General features: G+C 34.5%; 24 protein-coding genes. 9 read left to right on the top strand and 15 right to left on the bottom strand.

Annotated elements, in window-relative coordinates:
• Window positions 1-4: 4 nt before the first annotated feature.
• The 6 genes from RLT85_RS13200 to miaA are packed head-to-tail and all read left to right on the top strand — an operon-like array spanning window position 5 to window position 5978.
• Window positions 5-892 carry a 3-hydroxybutyryl-CoA dehydrogenase gene (locus RLT85_RS13200; protein ID WP_311402519.1) on the top strand — a complete coding sequence of 296 codons (888 nt, stop codon included), beginning with the start codon at window positions 5-7 and terminating at the stop codon, window positions 890-892.
• 6 nt (window positions 893-898) lie between these two features.
• Window positions 899-2137 (top strand): DUF1015 domain-containing protein, encoded by a 1239-nt coding sequence (locus tag RLT85_RS13195; protein WP_311402518.1) that lies wholly within the window; start codon window positions 899-901, stop codon window positions 2135-2137.
• A 14-nt stretch (window positions 2138-2151) separates the two neighbouring features.
• A complete protein-coding gene (locus tag RLT85_RS13190) occupies window positions 2152-2811 on the top strand; it encodes a YggS family pyridoxal phosphate-dependent enzyme (protein ID WP_311402517.1) in 660 nt (219 codons plus the stop codon).
• A 13-nt stretch (window positions 2812-2824) separates the two neighbouring features.
• A complete protein-coding gene (locus RLT85_RS13185) occupies window positions 2825-4186 on the top strand; it encodes an exonuclease domain-containing protein (RefSeq protein WP_311402516.1) in 1362 nt (453 codons plus the stop codon).
• A gap of 48 nt (window positions 4187-4234) precedes the next feature.
• On the top strand, window positions 4235-5068 hold the full coding sequence (locus RLT85_RS13180; RefSeq protein WP_311402515.1) for an ion transporter: 834 nt from the start codon (window positions 4235-4237) through the stop codon (window positions 5066-5068).
• Entirely contained in the window at window positions 5061-5978 is a 918-nt protein-coding gene (gene miaA / locus RLT85_RS13175) for a tRNA (adenosine(37)-N6)-dimethylallyltransferase MiaA (protein ID WP_311402514.1), read from the top strand. The genes RLT85_RS13180 and miaA overlap by 8 nt, the downstream gene beginning before the upstream one ends.
• A gap of 53 nt (window positions 5979-6031) precedes the next feature.
• Here miaA and RLT85_RS13170 read toward each other — a convergent pair whose 3' ends face one another.
• The 15 genes from RLT85_RS13170 to RLT85_RS13100 all read right to left on the bottom strand — a co-directional run bounded on the left by RLT85_RS13170 (window position 6032) and on the right by RLT85_RS13100 (window position 23806).
• Window positions 6032-6754: a response regulator transcription factor gene (locus tag RLT85_RS13170; RefSeq protein ID WP_311402513.1), complete on the bottom strand. Its 723-nt coding sequence runs from the start codon at window positions 6752-6754 to the stop codon at window positions 6032-6034.
• A 4-nt stretch (window positions 6755-6758) separates the two neighbouring features.
• Window positions 6759-8321, bottom strand: a complete 1563-nt coding sequence (locus RLT85_RS13165; protein ID WP_311402512.1) for a sensor histidine kinase — start codon at window positions 8319-8321, stop codon at window positions 6759-6761.
• Between the two features lie 67 nt (window positions 8322-8388).
• Window positions 8389-8979 carry a dephospho-CoA kinase gene (coaE, locus tag RLT85_RS13160; RefSeq protein ID WP_311402511.1) on the bottom strand — a complete coding sequence of 197 codons (591 nt, stop codon included), beginning with the start codon at window positions 8977-8979 and terminating at the stop codon, window positions 8389-8391.
• Window positions 8976-9935 (bottom strand): YbbR-like domain-containing protein, encoded by a 960-nt coding sequence (locus RLT85_RS13155; RefSeq protein WP_311402510.1) that lies wholly within the window; start codon window positions 9933-9935, stop codon window positions 8976-8978. Before RLT85_RS13155 ends, coaE begins: the two co-directional genes overlap by 4 nt.
• Window positions 9935-10936: a glycosyltransferase family 2 protein gene (locus tag RLT85_RS13150; RefSeq protein WP_311402509.1), complete on the bottom strand. Its 1002-nt coding sequence runs from the start codon at window positions 10934-10936 to the stop codon at window positions 9935-9937. Before RLT85_RS13150 ends, RLT85_RS13155 begins: the two co-directional genes overlap by 1 nt.
• 156 nt (window positions 10937-11092) lie before the next feature.
• Window positions 11093-14209 carry a fibronectin type III domain-containing protein gene (locus RLT85_RS13145; RefSeq protein WP_311402508.1) on the bottom strand — a complete coding sequence of 1039 codons (3117 nt, stop codon included), beginning with the start codon at window positions 14207-14209 and terminating at the stop codon, window positions 11093-11095.
• Between the two features lie 149 nt (window positions 14210-14358).
• Window positions 14359-15180, bottom strand: coding sequence for an enoyl-ACP reductase FabI (locus RLT85_RS13140; protein WP_311402507.1), 822 nt, complete (start codon window positions 15178-15180; stop codon window positions 14359-14361).
• Window positions 15181-15228: 48 nt separating this feature from the next.
• Window positions 15229-16911 (bottom strand): DNA repair protein RecN, encoded by a 1683-nt coding sequence (recN, locus tag RLT85_RS13135; RefSeq protein WP_311402506.1) that lies wholly within the window; start codon window positions 16909-16911, stop codon window positions 15229-15231.
• Window positions 16912-16949: 38 nt separating this feature from the next.
• Window positions 16950-17837 carry a type IX secretion system protein PorD gene (gene porD, locus RLT85_RS13130; RefSeq protein ID WP_311402505.1) on the bottom strand — a complete coding sequence of 296 codons (888 nt, stop codon included), beginning with the start codon at window positions 17835-17837 and terminating at the stop codon, window positions 16950-16952.
• Window positions 17834-19033, bottom strand: coding sequence for a bifunctional phosphopantothenoylcysteine decarboxylase/phosphopantothenate--cysteine ligase CoaBC (coaBC, locus tag RLT85_RS13125; protein WP_311402504.1), 1200 nt, complete (start codon window positions 19031-19033; stop codon window positions 17834-17836). The genes porD and coaBC overlap by 4 nt, the downstream gene beginning before the upstream one ends.
• Window positions 19034-19036: 3 nt before the next feature.
• Complete coding sequence (locus RLT85_RS13120) at window positions 19037-19363, bottom strand: DNA-directed RNA polymerase subunit omega (protein WP_311402503.1); 327 nt, start codon at window positions 19361-19363, stop codon at window positions 19037-19039.
• Window positions 19364-19373: 10 nt separating this feature from the next.
• Window positions 19374-20189, bottom strand: a complete 816-nt coding sequence (locus tag RLT85_RS13115) for an outer membrane protein assembly factor BamD (protein ID WP_311402502.1) — start codon at window positions 20187-20189, stop codon at window positions 19374-19376.
• An 87-nt stretch (window positions 20190-20276) separates the two neighbouring features.
• A complete protein-coding gene (gene dapA / locus RLT85_RS13110) occupies window positions 20277-21152 on the bottom strand; it encodes a 4-hydroxy-tetrahydrodipicolinate synthase (RefSeq protein WP_311402501.1) in 876 nt (291 codons plus the stop codon).
• Window positions 21152-21655, bottom strand: a complete 504-nt coding sequence (locus RLT85_RS13105; protein ID WP_311402500.1) for a DUF6913 domain-containing protein — start codon at window positions 21653-21655, stop codon at window positions 21152-21154. The genes dapA and RLT85_RS13105 overlap by 1 nt, the downstream gene beginning before the upstream one ends.
• Before the next feature lie 282 nt (window positions 21656-21937).
• On the bottom strand, window positions 21938-23806 hold the full coding sequence (locus RLT85_RS13100; protein ID WP_311402499.1) for a M61 family metallopeptidase: 1869 nt from the start codon (window positions 23804-23806) through the stop codon (window positions 21938-21940).
• A 130-nt stretch (window positions 23807-23936) separates the two neighbouring features.
• Between RLT85_RS13100 and RLT85_RS13095 the strand changes: the two genes are divergently transcribed.
• The 3 genes from RLT85_RS13095 (at window position 23937) to RLT85_RS13085 (ending at window position 26275) form a co-directional block, all read left to right on the top strand.
• On the top strand, window positions 23937-24713 hold the full coding sequence (locus tag RLT85_RS13095; protein ID WP_311402498.1) for a 5'-nucleotidase C-terminal domain-containing protein: 777 nt from the start codon (window positions 23937-23939) through the stop codon (window positions 24711-24713).
• 3 nt (window positions 24714-24716) lie between these two features.
• Window positions 24717-25631: a bifunctional metallophosphatase/5'-nucleotidase gene (locus tag RLT85_RS13090; protein WP_311402497.1), complete on the top strand. Its 915-nt coding sequence runs from the start codon at window positions 24717-24719 to the stop codon at window positions 25629-25631.
• A 107-nt stretch (window positions 25632-25738) separates the two neighbouring features.
• Complete coding sequence (locus RLT85_RS13085) at window positions 25739-26275, top strand: hypothetical protein (protein WP_311402496.1); 537 nt, start codon at window positions 25739-25741, stop codon at window positions 26273-26275.
• The last annotated feature ends 25 nt before the right edge of the window (window positions 26276-26300 follow it).

Here is a 26300-nt window from a genome sequence, read left to right as displayed (position 1 = left end):
TCTTATGAAGAATATTGCAGTTATTGGCGCAGGAACTATGGGAAACGGAATTGCCCACACTTTTGCACAATTTGGATATAAAGTTAACTTAATTGATGTTTCTGAAGATAATCTTTCTAAAGGCTTGGCCACCATTACCAAGAATCTAGACCGAATGATTGCCAAAGAAAAAATCAGCGAAAGCGAAAAAATTAATACCTTAGATAATATTACCAAATTTACTTCGCTAGAAGAGGGTGTAAAATCTGTAGGTCTTGTAGTAGAAGCAGCTACAGAGAACGAAAAATTAAAACTTCAGATTTTTAAAGACTTAGATCAGTTTTGTTCAGACGAGGTGATTTTGGCTTCTAATACCAGTTCTATCTCTATTACTAAAATTGCCTCGGTCACTAAAAGAGCTGACAAAGTGATTGGAATGCACTTTATGAACCCGGTGCCTATTATGAAACTGGTAGAAATCATTAGAGGTTACAGCACTTCTAACGAGACTACAGAAACAATTATGGAGCTTTCTAAAGCTTTAAAGAAAGTACCAACAGAGGTAAATGATTACCCTGGTTTTGTCGCCAATAGAATTTTAATGCCGATGATTAATGAGTCGGTTGAAACTTTGTACAACGGTGTTGCCGGAGTAGAGGAAATTGATACGGTGATGAAATTGGGAATGGCGCATCCTATGGGACCACTTCAATTAGCCGATTTTATTGGGCTTGATGTATGTTTAAGCATTTTGGAGGTGATGTATGGTGGCTTTAAGAATCCTAAATATGCTCCTTGTCCGCTTTTAGTAAATATGGTGCAAGCAGGTAAATTAGGTGTTAAATCTGGAGAAGGTTTTTACGATTACTCAGAAAGTAGAAAAGCAGAAAAGGTTTCGGCTCAATTCAAATAAAAATATATGCCAAAAGTAACTCCTTTTAAAGCGGTAAGACCTACGCGCGATAAAGTAGGTCTTATTTCTTCTAGGCCATACCACCATTATACTCTAGCCGAAAGAGAAGCGCGTTTGGATAACAATCCGTTTTCATTTTTGCACATTGTAAATCCGGGCTATAAATACCATAAAGAGATTTCTGGACCAGATCGTTACGAACTGGTAAGAAATAGATATCAAGAATTTAGGGAGGATAATATTTTTATTCAGGATAAAAAACCTAACTATTACATTTATAGATTAGTAGATAGCGAGAGACAAGTTTTTACGGGAATTATTGCAGCTACTAGCTTAGAGAGTTACAAAAGTAATTTAATTAAACGGCACGAAGAAACCATCGCCCACCGCGAAGATGACTTTAAAGATTATTTAGAAACGGTAGGTTTTAATGCAGAACCCGTCTTGTTAACGCATCAAGATAATGAAACTTTATCTCAGATTATAAAGGAGGTGACTAAAGAAAGGCCCGAATATGAGTTTACAACTACCTATAGGGATACGCATTATTTATGGAATTTGGATGATGAGGCTACCTTAAAAAAAATTCAAGAAGAGTTTGAGAATATGGATCACCTCTATATTGCAGATGGTCATCATCGAAGTGCTTCGGCCTATCAATTGTACGAAGAATTTAAAGTGAAAAATCCTAAGCATACCGGAAAAGAGCCTTATAATTTTTTTATGAGCTACATTATTCCGGAAAGCAATCTTAAAATTCTAGAATTTAATAGACTGGTAAAAGACCTTAATGGCCTATCTAAGGAGGAGTTCTTAATTAAGCTAGATAACTCGTTTAGAATTCAGAATAGAAAAAACACGTATTACAAGCCCGAAGAGAAACATCAATTTAGTATGTATTTGGATGGAGATTTTTACTCGCTTCATTTAAGAAAACTGAATTTTAAAATAGAAAATTCACTTTCCCATTTGGATGCGCAAGTACTTTACGAAACCGTGCTCCACCCCATTCTAGGGATTAAAGACCCTAGATGTGATGAGCGACTCGATTATGCGCACGGTAAAAAAGGAATGCCTTTTGTGAAAGGGCAAGTGGATAGTGGTTTATTTCAAGTAGGATTTGGAATGGTTCCCGCCACCGTAAAAGAAATGAAAGATATCGCTAATGAAGGTTTAACTATGCCACCTAAATCGACTTACATTGAACCTAAACTAAGAAGCGGAATTACGATTTATGAATATTAATGCGAGATGGAATTATGAGTATTTCAGAAAAAATTAAAAAATACAAAGAGGATTTACCTAAAGATGTCGATTTGGTAGCGGTTTCTAAAACCAAACCTAATGAAGATTTAATGGAGGCTTATGATGCTGGACAGCGCATTTTTGGAGAAAATAAAATCCAAGAAATGACCGATAAGCACGAAGCCCTTCCTAAAGATATTGAATGGCATATGATTGGTCACGTACAGAGCAATAAAGTAAAATATATGGCTCCTTATGTGAATCTCGTTCATGCGGTTCATAAATTAAAACTTCTTAAAGAAATTAATAAACGTGCAAAAGAGGAGAATCGCGTCATTAACTGTTTATTGCAACTAAAAATTGCTGAAGAAGACTCCAAGTACGGTATGGGTGCAGACGAAGCTTTAAAAATTTTAAATTCTGAAGCTTACAAAGAAATGGAAAACGTAAAAATTGTAGGCCTAATGGGAATGGCTACCTTAACGGAAGATGAGCAGAAAATAGACAGCGAATTTGCATATCTGAAAGTAAAAATGGATGATTTCTCTAAAGAATTTCCAGAGCTCACTATCCTATCTATGGGTATGAGTGGTGACTACCAAATCGCAATCAAAAACGGAAGTACGATGCTAAGAATAGGAAGTTCTATTTTTGGAGAACGAAATTATAATTAAAAAACATATATAGTTGTACGCAATTGTTGACATAGAGACTACGGGAGGAAAGTATAATGAAGAGGGAGTAACCGAAATTGCTATCTATAAATATGACGGCCACGAAATCGTGGATCAGTTTATTAGCTTGGTGAATCCAGAACGTCCCATACAAGCTTTCGTAGTTGGTCTTACCGGAATTAATAATGACATGCTTCGCAATGCTCCTAAGTTTCATGAAGTTGCAAAAAGAATCATTGAAATCACTTCAGAATGTGTCTTGGTAGCGCACAACGCAAAATTTGATTATCGCATTTTAAAAATGGAATATCGAAGGTTAGGGTATACCTACGAGAGACAAAACATTTGTACCGTAGAGCTCTCTAAAAAACTTATTCTAGATCAACCTTCCTACAGTCTTGGAAAACTAACAAAAAACTTAGGCATTCCCATTACCGATAGACACAGGGCTAGCGGAGATGCGTTGGCGACAGTAAAACTTTTTCAGTTGTTGCTGAATAAAGATTCTGAAAAGGAAATCATCAAAAAATCGATACGAAAAATCCCGACAAATCAATTAGATAATAAACTCATCAGAATTTTAGAAGAGGTTCCTTCTAATGTTGGGGTGTATTATATGCACAATGAAGCTGGAGAAATCATTTATATTGGAAAAAGTAATAATATCCGGAAACGATTAAATCAGCATTTTACGAATGACAGTCATAAGTCTAAAAAAATGCGCCAAGAAATTACTGCCGTATCTTATGAGTCTACAGGAAATGAATTATTAGCGTTATTAAAAGAGAATGATGAAATCAAAAAAAATAAGCCTAAATACAACCGTGCTTTAAAAAAGGATGTTTTCAACTATGCGGTTCAGTCTCACATTAACGAAGATGGATACCTTGAGCTTAAGATCATGAAAGCCTCTTTAGTAGATGAACCTTTGACGAGCTTTACCACTTTGAAGCAAGCGAAAAACTTTATGGAAATGCTTACCGAGACTTATGGCCTTTGTCAGAAGTTTACTGGAATCTATAAAACTGACTCAAGTTGCTTTAATTACTCTATAAAAGCCTGTGAAGGGGCTTGCATAGGAGAGGAAACGCCAGAGGTTTATAATGAAAGAGTGCAAGAAGTTTTAAAACGCTTCAGTTACCTCAATAAAAATATGATTTTAGTAGACCGCGGAAGAGAAAACGGAGAAAAAAGCATTTTATTGATTGAAAACGGTAAGTTTCAAGGTTATGGATATGCGCAGCTCAACCACCAGATTAGCAACATTGATATTTTAAAAAATATTATTGCTCCCATGCCAAATAATAGGGATGCCCAGCATATCATCCAGAGTTATATGCGTAGAAAAAAGAACATTAAGATAATTGAATTTTAATACCCAGAGTTTATTCCTATTTTTATAATCTCAAAAAAATAAAAAATATTGAAAAACAAAGCCTCACTTACGTGGCGAGAAAAATTACATGAGGTAATTTATGAAGCGGATACCGCTAAAGGAAAAACCTTTGACGTTCTTTTGCTTATACTTATCCTACTCAGTGTATTCTTTGTAGTGATAGAAAGCATCACGGGATTAGATGATTGGGTATATACGTTTTTATTTTATGCAGAATGGGTAGTGACTATTCTTTTTTCACTAGAGTATATTGCTAGAATCATAAGCATAAAACATCCTAAAAAATATATTTTTAGTTTTTATGGAATTATTGATTTCTTATCAACCATCCCATTATACCTTTCTTTTTTCTTAGCAGGAAGTACGGCTTTTCTTACGTTTAGAGCCTTACGATTATTAAGAATTTTTAGAATTTTAAAAGTTACGCGCTATATTGGAGAAGGAAATAAATTGGCAGCGGCATTGAAAAACAGTAAAGCAAAAATTTTTGTTTTTCTTTATGCCGTGGTGATTCTTTCTTTAATCGCTGGTACACTTATGTATCTTATTGAAGGAAAAGATAGTGGCTTTACAAGTATTCCCATTGGTATTTATTGGACTATTGTAACACTCACTACGGTTGGTTTTGGTGATATTCACCCTGTAACACCTTTGGGTCAATTTTTAGCTTCTATAATTATGATTTTAGGTTATGGAATTATTGCTGTACCCACAGGAATAGTAAGTGCAGAGTATTCTAAATCTGCGAAACCTCAAGCTTTAAATAACACGCAATCGTGCTATAATTGCGGACAAGAAAAACATCTTGATTCTGCTAAGTATTGTAATAACTGCGGATATTCCTTAAACAAAGATGAATAAACCGTACCTCGTATCTATTGTAGGACCTACGGCAATTGGCAAAACCTCAAAAAGCATTGCTTTAGCACAGCATTTTTCTTCGGAAATTCTCTCGGCAGATTCTCGGCAGTTTTATAAGGAACTGAGTGTAGGAACCGCTGTCCCCACTGCGAAAGAGTTAGCAGCTGCACCACATCATTTTATACAACACGTTTCTATTTCTGAAAAATATTCAGTAGGTGATTTTGAAAAAGAAGCACTACATAAGCTTGAAAAGCTGTTTAAAAAACACAAAATTCTATTTTTAGTCGGCGGAAGTGGTTTGTATGTAGATGCGGTAAACAAAGGCTTAGATCATTTTCCTAAAGTAGAAGCTTCCATTCGGGAAAAGTTAAATGTGCAGGTGCAAAAACACGGTCTAGAGTCTCTTCAGCTTCAACTAAAAGAATTAGATCCTATCCATTATAAAAAAGTAGCACTCTCTAATCCGCAGAGAGTCATTAGAGCTTTAGAAATTTGTTTAGGAACAGGAAAACCTTATTCTAGCTTTTTAAATCATTCTGCCAAAGAAAGAAATTTTAACTCCCTTAAAATTGGTTTAGATGCCCCTCGCCCATTAATTTATGAGCGTATAGAAAAAAGAGTGGTTTTAATGATGCAAAACGGACTTTTAGAAGAGGCCAGAGAATTATATCCGCTTAGGGAATTAAACGCATTAAATACGGTGGGATACAAAGAGTTATTCCAATATTTTGATGGTACTTGGAGCTTAGATTTTGCGCTAAGTGAAATCAAAAAAAACACGCGTAGATTTGCCAAAAGACAACTCACTTGGTTTAAAAGAGACGAGCACACGTATTGGTTCTCTTATGATGCAGACGCACAGGAAATAGCAGATTTTATAACGCAAAAGGTTGACCAGAAAAAATAAATTTTCACTAGTCAACCTTTGAAACTGAAGAGCTAATTTTTTTTACTAAAAAATTATTTACTTTCCTCTTCTTTATTTCGTATCACAAGTCTAAATCCTTCCCCGTGAATGTTTAAAATTTCTACATTCTCATCTTTCTTTAAATACTTACGTAATTTTGCAATGTAAACGTCCATACTTCTAGAAGTGAAATAGTTATCGTCTCTCCAAATTTTGGTTAGCGCTAATTCCCTTGGCATTAAATCATTTTCATGCAAAGCCAATAGTCTCAACAGCTCATTTTCTTTAGGAGATAATTTAGATGGTTCTTCCTCTTTGAAGGTTAAAAACCTCAATTTAGAATTTAAGAAGAAACCTCCTATTTGGAATTCAAACTGCTTACTATCTGCTACGCTGTCGGTTGCTTTACGTTGCATAATAGCCTTTATCTTCATAAGAAGTACTTCACTATCAAAAGGTTTATTTAGGTAGTCATCTGCTCCTACTTTATACCCTTTTAAAACATCTTCTTTCATCGCTTTTGCAGTTAAGAAAATAATAGGCACTTCCTCGTTTTTCTCTCTAATCTCTTTTGCCAATGTAAACCCATCTTTATAAGGCATCATGACATCTAGAATACAAAGATCAAAATCGTCTTTTTTAAACTTTTCAAAACCTTCCATTCCATTTTTAGCATGCACCACTTCATAGTCGTTCATGGCTAAATAATCTTTAAGAACGATTCCGAAATTTGGATCGTCTTCTACTAATAAAATCTTCTTGCTTTCAGTTTCCATATAGTTATGATATTAATGGTAATTTAATTATGAATGTGCTTCCTTTTCCTTTTTCACTAAGAAGGCTAACTTCTCCGTGATGATCGGTTACTATTTGTTTTACATAGGCTAAGCCTAAACCGTGTCCTTTTACGTCGTGTACGTTTCCTGTATGTTCTCTAAAAAATTTTTCAAATACTTTTTTCTGAACTATTCTACTCATCCCCTTTCCTTGATCTCTAATTTTTAGAATGATAAAATTTTTCACATTCTCTGTATAGATATCTATTTTTGGGTTTCCTTCGGTATACTTTACAGCATTATCCAATATATTTACAATCACATTGGTAAAATGGGTTTCATTGGCCAAAATAGAAGATTTTAATGCCCCAAAATGAGTTTTTACATAACCCTCTCTATCATCTACAATCAACTCAATATGCGTTACTGCATCCTCTACCAGGTCATGAAGCTTTAAACGTTCTTTCTTTATATTAAGTTCGTTCTTTTCTAATTTTGAAATACGAAGTACATTTTCTACTTGGGCATGCATTCTCTTATTTTCCTCTCGTATCATCCGCATATACCTTTGCATCTTTTCTGGATCTGAAGATATTTTTGGATTCTTAACTGAATCTAAGGCCAAGTTAATAGTGGCAATTGGCGTTTTAAATTCGTGCGTCATATTATTGATAAAATCCGTCTTAATTTGAGAAATTTGTCGCTGCTTTATTAACTGTGATAAAGCACTAAAATAGGCTATGATGATAATAAGTGTAAAAACAATACTCAAAATCGCCATAAAAGCGATGGAAGAAAACACCTCTTTCTTTTTTTCAGTAAAGTTTATAAACAGCTTATAATTTGTATTATCCGATTTAAAAATTGGAATCCCATAGGTGGCAGGAGAATTAAGCACAAAACCTTCCGACTTAATTTTTGTCGCCAAAGCGTCGCTATAAATTCCAATTTCAAACTTAGATTTTATATCTCTAGTTTTTAATTCCGCTTTTACTAGATTTCTAATTAAAGTAGTATCTACCCTCTTATAAATTGGAAGTTCCGCTGCTTTTTCTTTTATCGCATCCAACAAAAGAAACTTTTCATTATCCTCTAATCTAGAAATTCTCTCGAATTTCTCTTGAGCCGAAAGTTGATCTGTGCCATCAATCTCATCATTTCTAACGATCCTCGTAACCTTACGATTTACTAATTTTTTAAAATCTATACTATCTTTTTCTTCACTTAAAAAGGAAGAAGATAATTTATAGTCTTCTTGTAAAACGCTATTAGTATAAAAGAAAGTTTCGTTGGTTAACTGATCTTGTTTTATTTGAAAAAGCTCACTAAGTCTCGCACTAGTAGGCTTGCTAGAGTCGGCTAAAATTGCATATTGAATATAATACCTATCAACTTCCTGATTCTCTATCTCACTTACTACATTGATAAGAATTTGCTTTGCATTAAATGAGAATTGTTCCTCATTTGTTTCTACTGTATTTTTGATCCAGTAGCCCTGTACAAATATGATTCCTATTAAGGATAAACTCATTAAGAGAACAAGAAATAAGAATACTTTCTTTTTCATGTCCTCAAAAGTAAGATTTTAACATTTACAGATAAACTGGTTTAACCAAAAGTTAACATATGATTTTCTAAGCTTTACCAAGGCCTAAGAGCTTGCTATGAAGTTGGTAAACTTGTACTTTAGTATCTGCTAAATCTGTATTGGTGATGACAAAGTTTGCAAGTTTAATTTTTTGAGAATCATTCCATTGCTTGCTCATTCTACTTTCAATCTCTTCCACACTACTATCGTCTCTTTTTTGAAGTCTTTTTAACTTGATATCTTTGGGAGCCGTAACCAAAATAGTATAGTCACAATTATCTTGAGCATTATTTTCAAATAGTATAGCCGCCTCATAGATAATGTATGGAGAATTTTGATGCTTTGCCCAAGTTTTAAAGTGTTTTGCTACCTGCGGATGAACAATGTGATTTAATTTTTGAAGTAAGTCATTATTACTAAATACTTTGGAAGCGATAAACTTTCGGTTTAATGCACCTCCTATAAAAGCTTCTTCTCCAAATAAAGCAATGAGCTCCTCTCTCACTTCTAAAGAGCTATTCATGATCTTTTTTGCCTCAATATCTGCTATATAAATAGGAATCCCTAATTCTTTAAAGAAGTTTGCTACGGTTGTTTTCCCGCTGCCTATTCCGCCAGTAAGTCCTATAGTCATCATTTTTTCAATACAAATTGAACCTTATTAATATTTAATCGTATCGCTGTTACATTACTCGGTTTCTTTTGAATCTTCGGAATTAAAAAATTTTGATTTTCACTTAAATCATCAAAATCACAAACCACAACGAAATCATTTTTTGTTATCATTTCAAAACCATCCAAGCTAACCGTATAAATTACAATCACTTCCTTCGGAAAAATACTTACAGATGCATCTTTAGGCGCATTTAGAATTTCTATTGGAATATTTAATCTGCCTTCTGTAAATTTTTTAGTTTTTAAAAAATATTCTACTTCATGCTGGTAATACGTTACTTTAGACTGTGTTGTAGTATCTACCTCTACTACGCCTTTGGTATTGGCGCTTACATTTTTAAGGATGAGTTTTTGAGTAGAAATAGAATGAATAGAATCTAATACCTTTTTTGCTCCACTGATTTCAATGGAATCTGGCTGAATTAAAAATTGTTCATCAGAATTATATCCAGGAGCATAACTCACTTCTATATCGGGAATTACAGGTACTACTTTTGTTTCCTTCTGAATAAATGGAATTTTTATTGTCTTGGTGATAAAACGAACGTTATCGTAATCTATTCTAAGCATAGAGAGAATATCTGCTTCCGCATTTTCTGTTTGGTAAATCAAGTTATTCTCGATTATAGGTAGCTCTTCCAGAGAAATCATCATGCTAGGGTTTCTTATAGATAACCAGGCTAAAACGAAACCATTTTCTGTGACTCTAAGCTTGATGGAAGCTTGTGTACGCTCCACAATCTTATCTTTAGGAATATCATTAAACTGAATAGGGATCAACACATCTTTGGTATAGGTTTTAGAAAACTGAATCAGTAACCAAATTAGCATCGCAAAAAAAAAGAAAAAGAAAAATGCCTTAAAATTAATCTTCTTAAAGGTGGTCCTATTTAGACGTTGTATTTGTTCTTTTAACATTATTCAAAAAATAATTCAGGAAAAACTTCTTTAGGTTTTCTTTTGAGCAATCTAATATAATAGGTAGACTTTAAAAAGCCAACCCCATAACCATAAAACTGTATTAAAAGTGCCTTCACAGATAGTAATCCTATTTTTAAACTTTTATTCTGTACGCTTGAAAGAAGAAAAATTAAGCATAAATACGCAAGAATTAGCGCTAAAGGTAGATAAAAGTCTAGCAGTATTACTCCTAACGCCACTAAGATAGAGAGAATAAAGAACGTAGGGAACCAAAAAACAATGCTCGAAGTTTCTGGATGCCATGAAGTTAATATAGGTCTTACTTTTCCAAATTTATTTACTTGTATATAAAACTTATTCCAATCTATTCTACGTTTGTGATACACAAAAGCTTTTTCAATAAAACCGATTTTGAAACCTTTATTTTTAATTCTAATAGCCAAATCTGGGTCTTCTCCTGGATGAATTTTACCAAAACCTCTTGTAGCCAAAAAAGCTTCTTTTGAAATTCCCATATTAAAACTTCTAGGCTCATATTCCTTTACTGCATTCTTTTTACCTCTTATTCCGCCAGTAGTCAAAAAAGAAGTCATCACAAAATTAATTGCTTTTTGAATGGGAGAAAATATTTGATGTGCAGCATCTGGTCCTCCAAAGCAATCTACTTTATTTTCACTTAAGTAATTTTCTACCTCGTCCAAGTAGTTTTCTGGCATAATAACGTCACTATCTAAAATGATGAAATAATTACCCTTAGCTCTTAGCATTCCATAATTTCTAGAATCTCCGGGCCCTGTATTTTCTTTTTCAAAATAAGATAAGTTTAGCCTATTTTCATACTTTGCCACTATATTTTTAGAGGAAATGCTCGATCCATCTTCTACTAGAACCACTTCAAATGGAATTTTTGTGGTAAAAGCGGCAAACGAATTTAGTAATTCTTCCACTTCTCCTGGTCTATTGTAAACTGGAATAATAAAGGAGTAATTGATCTTCATTCGGCTAAAATACGCAAACAAAAAATCTCGAGAGAAATTATAAGAAGACTTTTTAACACGTAAATAAATATCAAACGAGATAGCACAATTTTAAGCAAAAAAAACCCAAAGCAAATGCTTTGGGTTTTTCTCTTAAAAATTAAATGATCGTGAAATTTAGTTTTTGATCACTTTAAACGTCTTGGTTTCTCCTTCAATGCTAACTCTTACCATATAGGCTCCAGCTTGTAACCTACTTAAATCCACTTCCGCGTTAAGCGAAGTAGGATTTAATGAAATCACTTCTTGTCCTAATAGATTGTATACAGAAACTCTTTCTATTTCTAAACCTGCTTTCAAACTTAAGTTAGATTTTACAGGGTTAGGGTAATAGCTAAAGTTTTGGAAATTAGAGTTATTTACAGAGAATTCATCTGTAATAAATGTTTCTACAGCAGTCCAATCACTAATTGTTCCATCTGCACAAATAGCTCTTACATAAACATCATATGTAGTCAAAGGAGCTAAGCCTGATAAGGTTTCACCTAAATCCCCATCATTATCCTGTACAAAAATTCCGTCTCCAGGTGTAAATCCTGTAACATCATATTGAATTTCCCATTCTGTAGCAGAACCGTTTTCTGTCCATGATATGTCTGCACTTACATTAGTAATATTACTTACAATAACATCACTTGGCGCTGCACAAGGATTAACAACTCCTTCAGATACATTTACGGTATAATCTTCTATTTGACCAAAACCATTCGATGAACAAGGATCTATTACTGAAGAGTTATAGTTTTTATAAACTCTCATACGTGTCATTCCCAACATAGCATCTACAGGCACTTCAATGCTTCCCGTCGCTTGTTGACCGTCGGTTCCTGTAGAGTTTTCTATAGCTCCAATTTCATAAACTTCAGAAACATCATCTAAAACACCATTTTGGTTCCAATCTATAAATACCGAAAAGAAGTTTTCAAAATTACCTCCTGTAAAACCTTCTAAAGCAATCGTATAATTTCCTGCTTGGTCTAGTTCTATTACCATATCTGTAAAGTTTTCATAAACATCAGTTCCTGTTGCGTCACTTACATTACTAATATTTGCAATATCTACTAGTGTGATAGGCTCAACTGTTAATGTAATGTCTGGTTGACAGTAAGTATCTACTGTACTTACCGTTAATGGACCTAAAGGATTACTATTTTCATCTGTACAATTTGCAGTTACGTAAAAATCATATTCTGTCAAACTGTCTAGACCTGTTATAGTAATTCCTGGTGTTCCATCATCATCAATTTCTATTGTTCCTGATCCTGGAGTAAATCCTGAAGCACCATATTCTATAGTCCACTCTGTAGCATCACCAAGTTCTGTCCACATTAAGTCTACACTGTCTACAGTAATGTTAGATGCGGTTAAAGCTTCTGGTTGTAAACATCCATCAATATACTCACATTGTCCTGTAATACTAAAGACTCCATCTGCATCACCAACAGTCCATTCCGTTGTATTTTCGTTATCAAATACATAAGGATTTCCTATTTGATTTAAAGTGGTAGTCTCCCAACCTAGTTGTGTACCTGCTGTTGTTGGTACTCCTACAAGCTGCACCCAATAGGTTACAGGATTCATGCCATCTCCTGCAAAATCTACTGGAGTTGGTAATTCCAATACTACTTCATGAGCATCAAAACCAAAAGCATCTCCAATAATATCTTGAGAAGTAGGAACTACATCTTCAAAAGTTTGAATCTCTGTTCCTGGAACTCCAGCATTATCTTCGTAAAAGATAATATCCATAGAAGCTATTCCTCCTTGAGAAAGTATATTTGCTGTAATATTATCTACAGAAAAATTAAGTGTATTTGCAGACACGATAAAATCGTTAGCTAGCAACTGTCCTCCTTCTTCCATAAACAAACCATTCTCAAAAGCATTACTAAATTGCTCTTGTCCACAATCTTCTGTTGAATTTGGGGTTGACGTCTCTACTTTAAAATCATCGATAAAGAAATCATAATCCTCTGAATCATCCACAGTACCATCTGTTGCCCAGAAAGCAAACTGAACCGTTCCTGTATAAGAACTTAAATCTATAACTTCTGTATCTCCCGTATTTGAAGGATAAGAAGCTTGGTTATATGTCATTAAATTTTCCCAAGTAACACCGTTGTCTTGTGTAATTAACACTTGTACTTCATCATCAGATCCCATTCCGTCACCTTCAGGAATATCAGAATTATTATAATCTGTTAAGGCTACATTATATATTAATTCATAGGCTCCTCCAGATAAATCAAAACTTGGAGAAATTAACCATTCTTCTCTATTATTATAATAAATATTAATGTTAACCGCCATATTAGTTCCTGTATTCAAATATTCATCGGCTAACCAATTACTATTACCAAAGTCTGATGGCCCATCAGCTGGCAGACCACTTCCAGCTTCCTCCCAGCAAATTGGGAGAAAATCGGTAAAATCTTCTAAATAGTCTGGTGTATAAACAGCACATTCAGTTTCAACTGAAATAGGTCCTGTCCAATCACTTAATCCATCTCCTGTACCACAGTTTGATTGTACATAAAAATCATAAGCGCTTGCTGGTGTTAAACCTGAAATTTCTATCATTGTAACCCCAGATGCCAAAGAACCCTCTTGTACAGAATCATCTGTGTCTGGATCTTCGCCTTCATTCATGATCATCCAGTTAAAACCTTCAGTTGCTTCTGATACTGAATCCCAATTAAAATCTACCGCTGTACTTGTTATATTAGTACTAGTCACATTTACAGGAGAAGAACAGCTTATTGGTGCAACTGTAAACTCTGTAACATCAAAATCTAAACCATCTGGTGTACCCCATTGCCCTACGGCAATATAAACCGTAGTAGCTGCCCCAATAATAGTACTTACTGTTTTGGTAGAATTAATTCCAGTAGTACCTTGAGCATCTAACTCTCCGCTAAAAGTATCTCCTGTACAGTCACTAAAGATGCCTATACCATTCCAACTATTTCTAGAATAAGTAGTCATTGAAATTTCTTCTGTCGTAGCTCCTGAAGTATACTCGAAAAGGTATACATCATCATCCCAGTAACTAGCGTTAATTGAGACATCAGTAGGGTTTGTGTTCCAATCTTCTGCGCCTCCTGTTCCAGGAGTTGTAACCCCCATAGCTGTATAGCCATCGGTAATCACTACCCCAGAGCCACAACCAAATTGTGAAAATCCCTGCCAGCTAAAAAATAGCGCTAGGATTGTAAATAAGGTAATTTTTTTCATAATTAAATATTAAGTTAAACAATAACCACAAAATAAGAATATTTTGTTAAAACAGCACAGTTTTGTTAATAACTTTTAACGAAATAGATTAAAAGTAAAAAAAACCGCTTAAAAGCGGTTTTTTTTATAACAAATGGGTTAAAGTTTCTTTATTCTTCCCCTTCTACAAATGCATCCATAACTTCCTGACTCACGCCCATATTCGAGAATCCTCCATCGTGGTAAAGGTTTTGTAGCGTAACTTTTTTAGTCAAATCAGAGAATAAGGTTAACGTGTAGTCTGCACATTCATCTGCCGTAGCATTTCCTAAAGGAGACATTTTTTCCGCGTAAGCGATAAAACCATCAAAACCTTTTACGCCTTGTCCTGCAGTAGTAGGTGTTGGCGACTGAGAAATAGTATTGACACGTACCTTTTTATCTTTTCCGAAGAAATAACCAAAGCTTCTAGCAATAGACTCTAAATAAGCTTTATTGTCTGCCATATCATTATAATCTGGAAACACACGCTGTGCTGCCATATACGTTAAGGCTACAATACTTCCCCACTCATTCATAGCATCTTTTTTATACAATACTTGCATGGTCTTGTGAAAAGAAACCGCAGAAACATCCCAACCTTTGGTGGTGAAATCATAATTCATATCGGTATAATGATTTCCCTTTCGTACGTTAACCGACATCCCAATAGAGTGCAATACAAAGTCTAACTTGCCTCCCAATATTTCGGTCGCCTTTTCTACTAGGTTTTCTAAGTCTTCTACTTTGGTGGCATCTGCAGGAATAATTTCAGATCCTGTTTTTTCTGCTAGGTCTTTAATTTTTCCCATTCTCATGGCTATAGGAGCATTAGTAAGCACGAAAGTTCCTCCTTGCTCCTTAATTTTTTCGGCAGTTTTCCAAGCTATTGAATTTTCATCTAAAGCTCCAAATATGATTCCTCTTTTTCCTTTGAGTAAATTATTTGACATGATTTTTTTATTTTTTTATTTATCGTTGGTAAATATATGAAAACTAACTTAGTTCAATAATTGTTTTGCGTGCGCAATGGCAGAACTCGATTTTTCTTTGCCGCCCAGCATCTCTGCAATCTCCATAATTCTTCTTTCTGCGTCCAATTGCTCAATATTTGTCGTGGTGATATTCTTTTGTGTTTCCTTATACACTTTTAAATGCTGCTTTCCTTTGGCGGCAATTTGTGGTAAATGCGTAATGGCAATCACTTGCATCTCTGCACTCATCCCAAGCATAATGTCTCCCATTTTTTGCGCTACATCTCCAGAAACTCCCGTATCAATCTCATCAAAAATAATGGTCGGTAATTTTCCATACACCGCTAAGATACTTTTTACCGCCAAAGTAATTCTAGATAATTCTCCCCCAGAGGCTGCCTTTTTGATTTCTTTGAAGTTTCCTCCTTTATTCGCTGCCAAAAGCCAATTCATTTTATCTATTCCGTGGACATTAAATTCTTGCTGCGGAAGTATTTCTATGTTCAATTTAGCATCTGGCATTCCTATTTGAGCCAAAATAGCTTCCATCATTTTTATAAAATTAGGAATTTCTTTTTTCCTTGCTTTATAAAGCGCTTGCGCGATGGCTAAAGCTTCTTTCTTAGCAGCTTCAATTTTATTTTCCAAATCTTTTAATTCTTCCTCGGCATTTTCTGAACTGGAAACTTTCTCTTCCAACTCATTCCGTAAAGCGAGTAAGTCTTCCACCGATTCTAAATCGTGCTTGCGTTGTAAATTATAAAGTTGCTGAAGTTTTTCATTTACCAAAGACAACTCTTCGGGATCATCTTCCATTTTACTTTCTAAGCGAGCCACTTCTTCAGACACATCTTCCAATTCCAATAAGCTGCTTTGCACGCGTTCATAGAGTTCTTTATAGCTTTCGCTGAAGTTTTCTAAACGAGAAAGATTGTTTTTCACCTCTCTTAAGACTGCCAACACCCCTACTTCTTCTTGTTCTAAATGAAAGGAAGAAGCCGAAAGGTTTTCTTTTAATTCTTCTACATTATTGAGGGTCTTAAATTTCTCTTCTAAGTCTTCTTGGATTCCTGGCTTTAAATCTACTTCTCGTAATTCGGTGACTAAAAATAGATTGTAATCGTAAGCCGCCTTGGCTTCTCTTTGCGACTCTTTTAAGGCTTCTAATTCGTGCACAAGAGATTTATAAACTGATAGTTTTTCTTTAAACTGAATCAAATTATCCTTGTGATTTGCTAAAGCATCAATAACCTTAAATTGATAATTGACTTCTCCTAAGGATAAAGTTTCGTGCTGACTGTGAATATCAATCAACTGATTTCCCAATAAGGATAACTTCTGAAGCGTAACTGGAGTATCATTCACAAAAGCTCTAGACTTGCCAGAAGGTAAAATCTCTCTTCTTATAATGGTATCTGGCTCGTAATCTAAATCATTTTTGGTAAAAAAAGCTTCTAATTGGTAAGCAGAAACTTTAAAAAGACCTTCTACTACACATTTTTTTTCGGGATTTCTAACCGCAGTTATATCTGCACGCTTTCCTATAATTAAGGATAAAGCGCCTAATAAAATAGATTTTCCTGCACCGGTTTCCCCTGTGATGATGGTAAAATCATTTTGAAGCTGTAAAGATACATCTTCAATGAGTGCAAAGTTTTTTATAGATAAGTTGGTAAGCAAATTCTCTTCAATTTTAGGGTAAATATACAAGAGAAATTAATGGTAGACATCAAAAACAAAACAGATTTTTATAATTTAATCTTATTCCAATTTTTATTGTAAAGTGGTGCAATTCGTTTCAAATTTTCTACCACTTCGGTTAATCCTACAGAAGGACCTCCACTAAAAATACTTTGAATCTCCGAAGATTTAGCATCAAAAAAAGCACGCATAGGCGCTGAATTTGGTCTACTATTATTTACATCTCTCAATAATTGAATAGAGTTCACTATGCTTTCTTTTCCCGTTTCTAAATCTTGGTGCATCACATCTAATCCTTGACGGTGGTACATATACAATGCTTCTCTAAATTTAGAAAAATTACTAGAAATGATATCCGCGTTAAGCTTATATTTAGATTGGTTACCGTCGTTAGCCTTCCATCCGCCGCCGCCTTGCTGCGCAGAAATGTTTACAATTTGCTTAGCTTCTTGATGATAATCTTCTCCGCCTTCCAACGCATACGAATCTGCATCCAAACCTAAAATAGTAAAGGCATAAAAACTTAAATTAGAAATTAGATTGGAATTATAAGTATTCTGACTGTAGCGTAGAGGTTGATATTCGGTATAATTAAAGTTGAAATCGTTGTCTTTAAAGTTTAAAACGGATGTTGTATAGGTACTTCCATAAATAGGACGCGAAGATTGCACTTGCAAAGTTCCCTTAAAACTATCTGAATTGTAATCTTTTATCGTAATAAAGATATTACACTGTATTCTTTCTTCGTCTTCTAAATCTAGTTCTGTCCAACTTTGATTCATAAATTCTTTTACAGAAGTTTCTAGAGTTTTAAATACAGAGAGTTGGGTTTTACCTGTCTGTTCTGCGTTTACGGTAACGGTACAATTAAGTTCTTGAGCACTCACGCTACAAGAAAATAATATAAATAAAAAATATACTAAGAGGTTTTTCATACTAATCGATCCACTAATTCATTAAGGATATCTTTTGCTACTTTTCGCTTCGATTTTAACTCGTAAGATTGTACACTATCTGCATTGATAATTCTAACCTTATTGGTTTCTTTTTGAAAACCAGCACCTTTATCTTTCAACGAATTTAAAACAATAAAGTCTAAATTCTTTTTTTCTAACTTCTTTTGCGCGTTTTCTATTTCATTTTGGGTTTCTAGAGCAAAGCCTATTAAAAACTGATGCTTCTTTTTTTGTCCCATAGAAAACAAAATGTCTTGGGTTTTTTCCAATTCTAGCGTTAGTGTGGGATCAGATTTTTTTATTTTTTGGGTGGCTTGGGTAACCGGTCTATAATCTGAAACTGCCGCCGCCGCAATCGCTACATCTATTTTTTCATAAATAGCATGTACCGCTTCGTACATTTCCTTAGCGGAAACTACATCTACTCTTTTTATACTAGCGTCTTGTAGCTGAAGCGCACTAGGTCCGCTAATCAAAGTCACTTCTGCTCCTAGTTTTGCAGCTTCTTCTGCTAAAGCATATCCCATTTTTCCGCTAGAATGGTTTCCTATAAAACGCACAGGATCTATAGCCTCGTATGTGGGGCCTGCAGTAATCAATATTTTTTTTCCGTTTAACGGCAATTGATTGCTAATATCTTTTTTTATAAAACTGATAATTTCCTCGGGCTCTGCCATTCTTCCTTCTCCACTTAATCCGCTGGCAAGTTCTCCACGACCCACAGGAATAATACTGTTACCAAAAGAGTTCAGTTTTTCTAAAGAAATTTTAGTAGAGGGATGTTGATACATATCAAGATCCATAGCTGGGGCGACATATACATGGCATTTTGCTGAAAGGTAGGTAGCCAATAAAAAATTATTGCTCTGTCCGCTTGCCATTTTTGAAAGCGTGTTGGCTGTAGCAGGCGCAATGAGCATAAAATCTGCCCATAAGCCCAAGTCAACGTGGTTGTTCCAAACATCAGCATCTTTTTCCGTAAAGGAAATGATCACTTCATTTTTGGATAAAGTAGCTAAGGTTAAAGGAGTAACGAACTCCTTAGCTTTGGGAGTCATCACCACTTTAACCTTTGCTCCTTCTTTTATAAATAAACGAACTAAAAAAGCAATTTTATAGGCTGCAATTCCGCCAGTTACTCCTAAGAGAACTTTTTTATCGTTTAAAGAGATCATAGATTATGCGTTATCGCTCTTGGTATCTCTATAATAAATTTTATCATCTAACCATTCTTGCACTGCTAGAGAATGTGGCTTAGGCAGTCTTTCGTAAAACTTAGAAACTTCGATTTGCTCCTTGTTTTCAAAAATCTCATCTAAGCTATCGTTATACGTAGCAAATTCATCTAGTTTTTCTAAAAGCTCCTTCTTAATTTCACTATTAATTTGAGTTGCTCTTTTAGAAACGATTGCAATTGCTTCATAGATATTATTTGTAGGTGCATCTACCAAATTCTTATCGATAGTAGTTGTACTTACTGGTGCATTCGGGTTTTTTATATCCATTATTAAAGTATTAACTGTTATAGTTTTCTAATCTTTCATCAATATCCTGAAGAATGATGTTAGCCTCTTCTGCTAACTCTCCTTGCGGAAAATATTTTTTGTAATTTTCGTGGTATTCTTTTGCCGTCAACAAACGTTCTTTAACCAAATATTTGTAACTATTGATTGCCAATAAGTAAGCAGAATCCATCTTGTAGAAATATGCTTTTTCTCTATAAATAGAACCTGGATTAGCCTCAATAAAATTATCAAATGATGCTATGGCAGCTTTATAATCTTCTGTATGGTGGTATTGTTTTGATATTTCATAAGATTTTTTCTCTAGTTTTTCTCTTAAAGCAGATGATAACTCATTGGCATCTCCTATATTTTTTCCATCGGGAAAACGAGTAATGTAATCTTGAAACTTGTCTATTGCCTTATAGGTCTCTCTTTGGTCTTTACTAAATCTTGGAGAAACGTAATAATAACTTTTGGCACTTTTAAAATAAGCCTCGTCTACCTTTTCACTTTTAGGATAAGATTTGGTAAAACGCTCAAATTGATATCCAGAATCAAAATACGCCTCCATAAAATAATAGGAATTAGCGTGAATGTAAGAAATTTTCTCTCCTTGAGGCTTACCTCTATATTGAGGTAAAATTTGTTCTATAAGTCTAAGAGATTTTTTTACTTTACTTTTCTTATCTTGCTCTATACCTTCATCATACAGCTTCATTGCCATATCATACTTTACTTTAACATCGTCATTTTTTAATGCTTTTTGGTATTCTCCACAAGAATAAAAGCTGGCAACTAAAAATAAAAGGAGTGTTATTTTTCTCATAAGTCTATAAAACATCTTGCAAAAGTACTGCTTTCTAACGTAATTAAAAAACTCTTATGCGTTAGAAATATTGTTTTGCACTAATTATTATTTGTTATCTATAAAATCTGCTAACCTCAACTGTAAATTTTCTGAAGCTTTTACCAAGGGAAGCCTTACCACATCTGTTGCTAAACCTAGCTTTTTAAACACCGATTTAATTCCAGCAGGATTTCCTTCTTCAAAAATCATATCAATCGCCGAAGCCATTTGGTAATGAATCTCGTAAGCTTCATCTACCTTTCTATCTAAGCCCAAAGCAACCATATTAGAGAATTCTTCTGGAAAACCTTCAGCAATTACAGAAATTACTCCTGCTCCACCCGCTAAAACCATAGGAAGTGTAATCATATCATCTCCAGAAATCACCAAGAAATCTTTAGGACATTGCTGGATCATTTCCATCGCTTGCACCAAATCTCCAGCAGCTTCTTTTATCGCAATAATATTTTCAAAATCGCTGGCCAATCGCGCTACTGTATAGGGCAACATATTGCTTCCTGTTCTTCCCGGTACATTATATAAAATAATAGGCAAGGGAGAGTTTTCTGAAACTTGCTTAAAGTGCTGATAAATACCCTCTTGCGTAGGTTTATTATAAAATGGTGAAACCGATAAAATAGCATCAAATCCTTCTAAATTTTCTTTCTTAAGTTGTTGCACCAATCCTGCGGTATGATTTCCGCCTATTCCTAAAACCAAAGGTAATTCTCCGTTATTGGCTTCAACAATCGTTTGTTTTACCAAAGTTTTTTCTTCCGCGCTAAGCGTAGCACTTTCGGCTGTCGTTCCCAACACCACGATATAATCTATGCCGTTGTTTATTTGAAACTTTACCAAGTCTCGCAATGCTTCTACATCAACAGATTGATCTTCTTTAAACGGCGTAATAAGTGCCACTCCTGTTCCTATAAATTTTTCCATTATTCCTTAATTATATCGACGTATTTTTTTAATTCTGAAATAAAAACTCCACTTTCTTCCTTCTTCACCACGATTTCTATGTCGTTTAACCGCTTTTCTTCGTGTGCTACACCTACTTTTAATTTCGCTTCCGTGGAAGCTGAAACCAACTGTAAAGCTAAATTATTCTCTGAGAAATAATTTACCAGCAAATCAAAATCTTGTGCCAAAAAATCGTTTAACCTACTTTCTTTTTTGAGTCCTCCTCTCCAGTTGAAATCTTTTTCAGAAAAACAAATTTCTTTTTCTTTTTCATTCTCTTTACTTTCTTTATAAATAAAACTACTCAACTGATTCTTAGACAATGAAAACGCCGACAATAATTTCTTCTGCAGTCTTTCCACATCAACCGAGTGTGAACCAACAACAAGAGCTACCCGTTTTAAGCTATGTAAATCTTGCTTTTTTCGTAACAAAAGCCGTTTTTCTAAGGCTTTCTCTATGCCAAATTTTTTAATACTCATTTATAATCTCACTCAAAGTGATTGATTTTGTAAAGGTAAGTTTATTCTTTGTTTGCTCAAATTTATAGTAAAAAAAAGCGGTATTTCTACCGCTTTTGTCTTAAATTTAAAAAAATAGTTTTTTTTAAAGGTTAAATCTAAAATGAAACGCTAATCTCAAATTAGAAAAAATATTGCTTATCAATTAGTTAGAATCAAATCTAGATTCTATATTTTAACTGCAAAACGGTATAATTTCTATATTCTAACAGCGCAGCGATCTATTCTCTAATAAAGCAAAATCTACCCTCTTAACCAAGCTTCACGCAACTGCACACGTGCATCTGTAGCAGGTAAGTCTAAAGATTTATAACTAGTTTTCATTAAAGTGGCTGGAGAAACTTTGCCTTTTAAAGTCATTTCTTCTCCATCTCTATCAATTACCATTTCAATTTTATCTCCTTTTTTCCATCCTTGAGAAGTCATAATTAACGCATAAGCGTTATCAATCGTATACTCGGTTCCATTAATTGACTTAATGATGTCCCCACCCTTTAAATTCATCTCTTTTAAAAATGAATTCAATTCTATTCCTTTACGAACAAAAATAGCTTTGGTCTCAGGACTTCCATCAATAAAAGGCACTTGTCCATTTAAGAAATACCCAGATTTCACCTCTTGTTCTGTTTTTTCTACACCTACTTTTGCAAAGAAATCTTGGTAAGGAATAGGAGTCGTTCCGCTTACATAGGTGGTTAAAAAGGTTCTTATTTCAGGATAAGTCAGTTTTACAATATCATCAAATAATTCATCATCTTTAAATGGGTTTTCTTTTCCGTATTGAGCGCTTAATTTTTTCATTAAGTCTAAAATTCCCATTTCTCCATCGCTTAATTCTCTTAAACGAATGTCTAAGGCCATTCCTATTAATGCTCCTTTTTGATATACGTTATAGTAACTAGGCTCATATTTATCATCCAAGATATTCTCGCTCAATTCCGTAAAGGACATGGTATCATCAAAACTTCTAGAAGAAGCTATTTTTTCTGCCATTCTTGCGTAAAAAGCTTCGTCATTTATTAAACCTTGATTCACTTGAAATAAATTTGCAAAATACTCGGTCACTCCTTCATACATCCATAAATGCTGAGACATTTTTGGGTTGTTGTAATCAAAATAATGAACCTCATCTGAATGTACGCTTAAGGGCGTAATAATATGAAAGAACTCATGAGAAACCACATCTTTCATCGACTCATTTAAAGCTTGCAATGGCATAGTTTCTGGTAAAACCACAGTTGTAGAAGTATGATGCTCTAAAGCTCCAAAACCTTTAGCATCGGTTTTTTGCATGTCTGCTAAATACAATAAAATAGCATACATATCAGTATTATCAATATCGCCTAAAAACCTTTTTTGAGCTTCTAAAATTTTACTCATATTAGGCTTAATTGATTCCGCAGTATGTACTCCATTAGGAGAATACACGTCTAAAATCACCTTCATATCTCCCAATTGAAAATCTACACTCTCAGAAGCAGAATACATTATAGGATTATCAGTGATTTCAAAGTAACGACTCGCCGCATATTCATCTATGGTTGCATCTCCCTCAGGCTGAGAAGCGGGTTGAGATTTCAAAGAAGTCCCCGCCATAAGTTCGTTGGGTCTTTTAACCAATAACTGATAAGGCGTTTCGGTTAACCCGTCAAAGTAACCTACAAAAGCATGTAGATTAAGCATAAAGTTTTCGTTGGCAGCAATATTAGTTCCTGCTGGAGAAAACACACCTTCTTCACCTTCCACATCAAAAGAATCGTTTACCCAATAGGTAACTTTATCTAATTGTGTCGCATCTGTAATCTGCCAAGAGTTTTCGTCTAAGTTGGTAACATTTAACTCTTCGCCTTTATAGTTGTATGCTTTTAAATTCTCGATAAATTTTCCGTAGTTATCCGTAGAATAGGTTCCGGGAACCGTTTTTGGAATGTAAAACACAATCGTTTCCTTATCAATTTTCCCAGGATCAACGCTCACCATCACCTTATCGTCTTGTATATCTACCAAATCGATATTGGTTACAATAGTGTCGTTTTCTGCTGTTTTTACTGCGGTACTCTTACACGAGAATAGCGCAAAAGCTAAAGCCGCAGTATAAATCATTTTTTTCATGTAGTATGGTTTTTTTAATAAGACTCCTCTTTCAGGCAAATGTTACATTTTTAAGTAAAAAAATACAAAAATTAGTCTTCATCCAATTTAGCTTAAAATGCTATCTTTACCTTTGCAAAAAAATGATTCAATGAGAAATATTCTTTTTATCCTTTACGGAATTGTGATCTTCTCCTTTTCGGGATGTAAATACCAAAATAAAAATACGAAAGTACCTTTAGCAGTTTCCCAAATTGAAGGAAAGCAGCTTTCTATAGAAAAGTCCCTGACCGAAGATGAAGAAATCAAGACTTTTGTCGCTCCCTATAAAGACCGCATTAAAGATGAAATGAATAAAGTCTTGTCTTACACGCCCAACACACTTTCTAAATTTGATGGAGAATACAATACCGCCATAGGAAATATGATGGCCGATGCGCTTTTAGAAATCACTAACCCCGTGTTTCATCAACGTACAGGAAATAATATAGATGCGGTTTTACTCAACCACGGCGGAATTAGGTCTAGCATCAACCGCGGCGATATCAACACCAAAACCGCTTATAACATTATGCCGTTTGAAAATGAAGCGGTCGTAATCGAATTAAAAGGAACACAGGTTTTAAAAATGTTTGAATACCTTTCTAAAAGTGAGGTGGCGCACCCTGTCGCCGGAATGCAGTTAACTTTAACTGAAGACAATCAAATAAAAACCGGACGTATACAAGGAAAAAAAGTAGATCTCAACAAATCTTATTTTATCGTCACCAACGACTACCTGATGGATGGAGGCGACCATATGAACTTTTTTGCCATACGCCAGAGTGAAACTTACCTAGATTATAAACTACGTAATGTTTTTATAGATTATTTTAAAAAACACGATACCATTAATCCTGTTCGCGATGAGCGTTTTATAAAACAATAAGCCATGAAAAGAAGAGATTTTATACAAAAAACAGCCGCAGCAGGAATTTTTACAGGAATAGGTGGCACCGCTTTACTCAGCAGTTCTTTTGCTTCCGCGGAAGCGAAACACATCACCATTTTACATACCAATGATGTACACAGTCATATTGATCCTTTTCCTACGAGTGATGACAGCTACCCTGGGCAAGGAGGCGTAGCCAAACGCTATACGCTGATTAAAAACATCAAAAAAGAGAATCCCAATACCTTAGTTTTGGATGCGGGAGACATTTTTCAAGGAACGCCCTATTTCAACTTTTATGGTGGCGAATTGGAGTTTAAACTGATGAGCAAACTCGGCTACGATGCCGCGACCATTGGTAATCACGATTTCGACAATGGGATTGGTGGCTTACACGCACAATTACCAAATGCAAAATTCAACTTATTGAATGCCAACTATGATTTTTCGAATACCGTTCTCGACGGACAAATAAAACCGTACCAGGTTTTTCATAAAGACGGAGTGAAAATTGGGGTATTTGGAGTAGGAATTCAGCTACAGGGCTTAGTGAACAAGAAAATGTACAAAGAAACCGTCTATCACGATCCAGTGAATATTTCTCAAGACATCGTAAAAAAGCTCAAAGAAACCGAAAAATGTGATTTAGTGATCTGCCTTTCTCATTTAGGCTACAGCTATGAAAGTGATAAAATAGACGATTTAAAACTAGCTTCTCAAACCAAAAACATCGATTTGATAATTGGCGGACATTCTCATACCTTTTTAGAGAAACCCACCGTCACTAAAAACGCTGAAGGAAAAGAAGTACTCGTTAATCAAGTAGGTTGGGCAGGAATTATGCTAGGCCGTATCGACTTCTATCTAGATCATGCCAACAAAGTGAATGGAAAAGGCGCCAGTATCTTGGTGTAAGATTGTCAAAACTTTCATTTTAAAGAAGAGGAAACTATTTCACTTGTCAAAAACGTAAATGTTATTTTTACAACTCAAATTATTTTTAAACTTTTAACACTTCACATTTGGATAGAATTATACTAGAACACCGGTTTAACACCCATCAAAAGTTAGTCATATTACTCGGAGTTGGATTTCCTCTTATTATTACCTTTATAACATTATGCTCTCTCATACCATTAATGCACTTTGTGATTTTTTTATTTTTACTGATAAATCTTTTACTATATGGCATCTTGGTAGCTATCGCTTTTTTAAAAAGAGGTTTTTATAAAAAGAATGCCAAGCTATATAAAGCTTCTTTTTTCTATACTAAGCTAATTTTCAAATCGAAGATTCGTCTCGTCAACCGACCCAAACTAGCCATTTTAAAATTCAAAAAAGCCCAAAAATACGCTTGGTTTAATGTTGCTAATCCAGACATGACCTCCTCATTTAATGCGTTTGAAATAAACATTTTAAGTGAAAACCATACTCAAAGAGATTGTATCCTTATTCTGAAAAATGAAGATCATGCCAATAATGCCGTAGAATTTCTAAGCAGTAATTTTCCATTAAAACTTGAAATGTTTAATCCAGATTTTTCTAAAGGTACTCCGTAGGAAGTAGTTTTTTTAATATTTTAAC

Origin of the sequence: Mesonia ostreae, assembly GCF_031845265.1 — a bacterium.
GTDB classification, from domain to species: domain Bacteria; phylum Bacteroidota; class Bacteroidia; order Flavobacteriales; family Flavobacteriaceae; genus Mesonia; species Mesonia ostreae.
The sequence above is the reverse complement of the archived record's forward strand: the minus strand, read 5'-3'. Positions and strand labels throughout refer to the sequence as shown.